Genomic DNA, 3,719 nt, shown 5'->3' with positions numbered 1-3,719 from the left:
GGAGGCCTGCCTCAAGGCGTTGCGGACGAGGGCTGTGCCGGTGGTGTGGAGACTCGACAGGCTCGGGCGCAGCCTGCATCACTTGGTCAGGACCGTGAGCATGCTGTCCGAGCGTGGCATCGGCCTGAAGGTGCTGACAGGTCAGGGCGTACAGATCGACACAACCACTGCAGCGGGCAGGCTGTCGTTCGGTATCTTCGCGGCCCTTGCCGAGTTTGAAAGCGAGCTGATCCGCGAACGCACCATGGCCGGCTTGCAAGCTGCCCGTGCGCGGGGCAGAAAGGGCGGCCGAAAGTTCGCCCTGACCAAAGCTCAGGTTCGGGTGGCGCAAGCCGCGATGGCCAACCGTGATACCAGCGTCGCTGAGCTGTGCAAGGAACTCGGGATACGCCCGGTCACCCTCTATCGATACGTCGACCCTAAAGGAAATCTCCGCGACTACGGCAAACAGGTTCTAGGAGCTTAACGTACGATCCTGCACTCTCCGGCATTCGACCCCGATTATGCGGAGTCGAATGACATTCTCGACGTGCCCACGTTCGAAGTGGAGGAATGGTCATGACCGGGGCAGGGGAGTTCGCGCATCTCGATCCGAACTATCGACGTTTTGCGGCTCTCCCGGATGACGAGCGCATCGCCTGGATCCGGGCCGACCGCTGGATCGGCTTTGACCAAGCCGGCCTCGCACTTGCACGCCTGGAAAACCTGCTGACCTACCCGCCGCGCGACCGGATGCCCTGTTTGCTGATCTACGGCGATACTGGCATGGGCAAGACCAAGATTGTCCGCAAGTTCGAGCGCAATCATCCGGCTAGGTTCAATCAGGTGACTGGTGTCGATCATCGCCCGGTGGTGGTGGCACAAGTGCCATCCGAACCGATCGAGCGGGATCTCTACCGCGAATTACTGTCCAGCATGGGCGCGCCGGCGATGGCCGGAGGGACACTGGCCCGCGAGAAAGATGTCTGCCGCTCCCTGCTGCGCACGGTCGGGGCGAAGATGATTATTCTGGACGAGGTAAACGGCATGCTGGCCGGAACCTTCCGCCAACAGCGCATATTTCTCAACGCGATCCGGTTTCTGGCCAATGATTTGCGGATCCCGCTGGTCTGCGCCGGGACAGATCTCGCCCGCCAAGCACTGCTGACGGACGCGCAATTGGCGGAAAGGTTCGAAGCGTTTCACCTCAAGCCCTGGAAGAACGATGCCATCTTTGCCGGACTTTTGAAAAGCCTCGGTCACATCCTGCCGCTGCGCGCGCCGTCGGATCTGACCAGCGCCGCGACCAGGGCGCGGATTCACGCGCTGACCTCCGGCGTGACGGCCCGCATCTTCCGCCTGATCGAGACCGCGGCGGAAGCAGCCGTTCATTCTGGCCGGGACAGGCTTGATATCGAGAGCTTTGGGGACGATCTGGTGCTGCCGCTGGTGTCGATGACCCAGAGCGATCGTCGTCGGACGCGCCAATCCCTGCAGGCCCAGGCGTCGGCATGACGGCAGCAATCCGGCTTCCGGTTGCGCCGCGCCCGTTTCGGGACGAATTGCTCACCTCCTGGATGGTCCGGGTCGCCACCCGCTATGGTTTGGAGGTGCCGGAACTGACGGTCTACCTGGCAGGGCAGGGGGGCGGCGCGCCGGATTTGCGGAAGATCAGCGATATAAATCCCGATCCGGGCTTGCTCAGGCTTTGGGCGCGGAGCTGCTCGATTGATCCCGCGCGCCTCGAACGGCTATCTCTGAAGTCCAGATACCCCGAACGTCCGCGGGACTGGTTCGTGGACGGGGCAGGCGGCATAGTACCTGCTTGCCTTGCCTGCTTCGATGCCGATTTGGCGTCAGGGCAAGACGGCTACATGCGGGCGGAATGGCGGCTGGCTGAACGGGTCGTCTGCCCGGCGCACAGAGAAATGCTGCGGGATCGCTGCCCCGCCTGTGGATGTCATCTGCGGACCTCGTTCAGAATGCGTGACGGCCGGTTGCGCCCATTCTGTCGCAAATGCGATGGTCTGCTCACCGGAAGGGGAGGGGAGGTGGCGGTTCGTTCGGCCGCTGAATTCGCCAATGCTGTCCTCGGTCTGCAACGCCGGGCCGGACGGATAGTCAGGGCGCGCGCGGATCTCCTTGCGCCTCTGGAGCAGGTAATTCGTACCTTATGGGCGCCGCTTGATCGCATGGATGCGGCTCGCCCCGTCTTGGCGCTCTGGGTCGATGAGCCCGGATGGCATTGTCCCTTCGAGGTCCGGGCCGCGGTGGGCACCCCTGCGCCGCTCCAGAGCTTGCCGGTTCGGTGGCGTGCCCTGACGCTGGTTGTACTGCAGGACCTGTTCGGGGCTGCGCTTGTTTCAGACGGTACGATGCCGGAGGCGGTCTCCAGGTTGTTCAGGCGCACCGCGCCAACGCCATATCTGAGCCGGGAGAGCGCCAGGCGTCAGCAAAGGAATGAACCGCTCCGGGTTTTCCGGAGACCAATTAGTCCGTGTTACGCGACCATATCGAGTGCGTTCAGGTTTTCATAGAAGGCCTCCTCTGCCTCTGCGGGTGGGATGTTTCCGATAGGCTCAAGCAACCGCCTGTTGTTGAACCAATCGACCCATTTCAGCGTTTCCAATTCTACCTCCTCCATGGTTTTCCATGAACTGCGCCGCCGAATGACCTCGGTTTTGTAGAGACCGTTGATCGTTTCGGCCAAAGCGTTGTCATAGGCGTCGCCGACGCTGCCAACGGATGGCTCAATGCCCGCATTTGCCAATCGCTCGGTGTAGCGAATGGACACGTATTGCCCGCCGCGATCGCTATGATGAATAAGCCCGCCTTGATAGGTTGGACGGCGGGCATAAAGCGCTTGCTCAAGTGCATCGAGAACGAAGTCGGTCTTGGCAGACCGCGATGCCTTCCAGCCGACGATGCTGTTGGCAAAGGTGTCGATCACGAAGGCGACGTAGACAAAGCCCTGCCACGTTGAGACATAAGTGAAGTCACTGACCCACAGCATATTTGGCGCTAGCGCTCGGAACTTGCGGTTCACCTTGTCGCGTGGGCATGGCACTGACGTGTCGGGGATCGTTGTTTTCATGGCCTTTCCTCGAACGATTCCCCGTAAACCCATGCCTTTCATGAGGCGAGCAACGGTGCAGCGCGCCACGGCTTCACCTTCACGGCACAGCTGTCGCCAGGCTTTGCGGACACCGTAAACCTCCCAGTTGTCATCCCAGACCTTCTGGATTTTTGGCCGTAAAGCCGCATCCCGCTGCTGGCGTGCCGAGGCCTTGGACGGATCGGCGCGCACAGCGAGGCAGGCGTAGTAGGTCGATGGGGCAATCGGCAGCACCCTGCAGATAGACTCGACCCCATAAACCACGCGATGATCATCAACAAAGTCGATCATGGCTTGAACGGGCGGTCGAGTTCCGCCTGTGCAAAATACGCTGACGCCTTGCGCAGGATCTCGTTTGCCTGCCGAAGCTGGCGCACCTCGCGTTCCAGTTCTTTGATCTTGTCACGCTCAGCACTGGTCGCACCTTCCCGTGCTCCGCTGTCCTTTTCCGCCTGCCGAACCCAGACCCTCAATGTCTCCGGGATGCAGCCAATCTTAGGGGCAATCGCAGCAACTGCCGCAGATTGCGTTTCATAGGAGCCTTGATGCTCCAACACCATGCGAACGGCACGCGCCCGCATCTCCGGTGAATAACGGTTTGATGTCTTACTCTTTTCCATAGCCC

At 61.2% G+C, this 3,719-nt stretch carries 4 protein-coding genes and 1 other annotated feature; of the genes, 3 read left to right on the top strand and 1 reads right to left on the bottom strand.

Translation table 11 applies throughout. From position 1 onward, the window contains the following. The 3 genes from AKV04_RS05035 to AKV04_RS05025 form a co-directional block, all read left to right on the top strand. The coding region (locus AKV04_RS05035) for a recombinase family protein (RefSeq protein ID WP_054005378.1) at nucleotides 1-466 on the top strand (466 nt) is incomplete at its 5' end. A 92-nt stretch (nucleotides 467-558) separates the two neighbouring features. Next, nucleotides 559-1,494 carry a TniB family NTP-binding protein gene (locus tag AKV04_RS05030; RefSeq protein WP_235815546.1) on the top strand — a complete coding sequence of 312 codons (936 nt, stop codon included), beginning with the start codon at nucleotides 559-561 and terminating at the stop codon, nucleotides 1,492-1,494. Beyond that, entirely contained in the window at nucleotides 1,491-2,516 is a 1,026-nt protein-coding gene (locus AKV04_RS05025; protein WP_054005376.1) for a TniQ family protein, read from the top strand. Before AKV04_RS05030 ends, AKV04_RS05025 begins: the two co-directional genes overlap by 4 nt. Here AKV04_RS05025 and AKV04_RS05020 read toward each other — a convergent pair. After that, nucleotides 2,480-3,714, bottom strand: a protein-coding gene (locus tag AKV04_RS05020) for an IS3 family transposase (protein WP_156317376.1) whose coding sequence is annotated in 2 segments (ribosomal slippage) — nucleotides 2,480-3,420 and nucleotides 3,420-3,714 — 1,236 coding nt in all. Because the reading frame shifts where the segments join, the coding sequence is not laid out codon by codon here. The two genes, AKV04_RS05025 and AKV04_RS05020, sit on opposite strands and share 37 nt — an antisense overlap. Beyond that, nucleotides 3,311-3,427: a sequence feature (AL1L pseudoknot), on the bottom strand. It overlaps the preceding gene by 117 nt. Nucleotides 3,715-3,719: the final 5 nt, after the last annotated feature.

The organism is Cypionkella psychrotolerans, from assembly GCF_001294535.1.
Taxonomy (GTDB): Bacteria; Pseudomonadota; Alphaproteobacteria; order Rhodobacterales; family Rhodobacteraceae; genus Cypionkella; species Cypionkella psychrotolerans.
The sequence above is the reverse complement of the archived record's forward strand: the minus strand, read 5'-3'. Positions and strand labels throughout refer to the sequence as shown.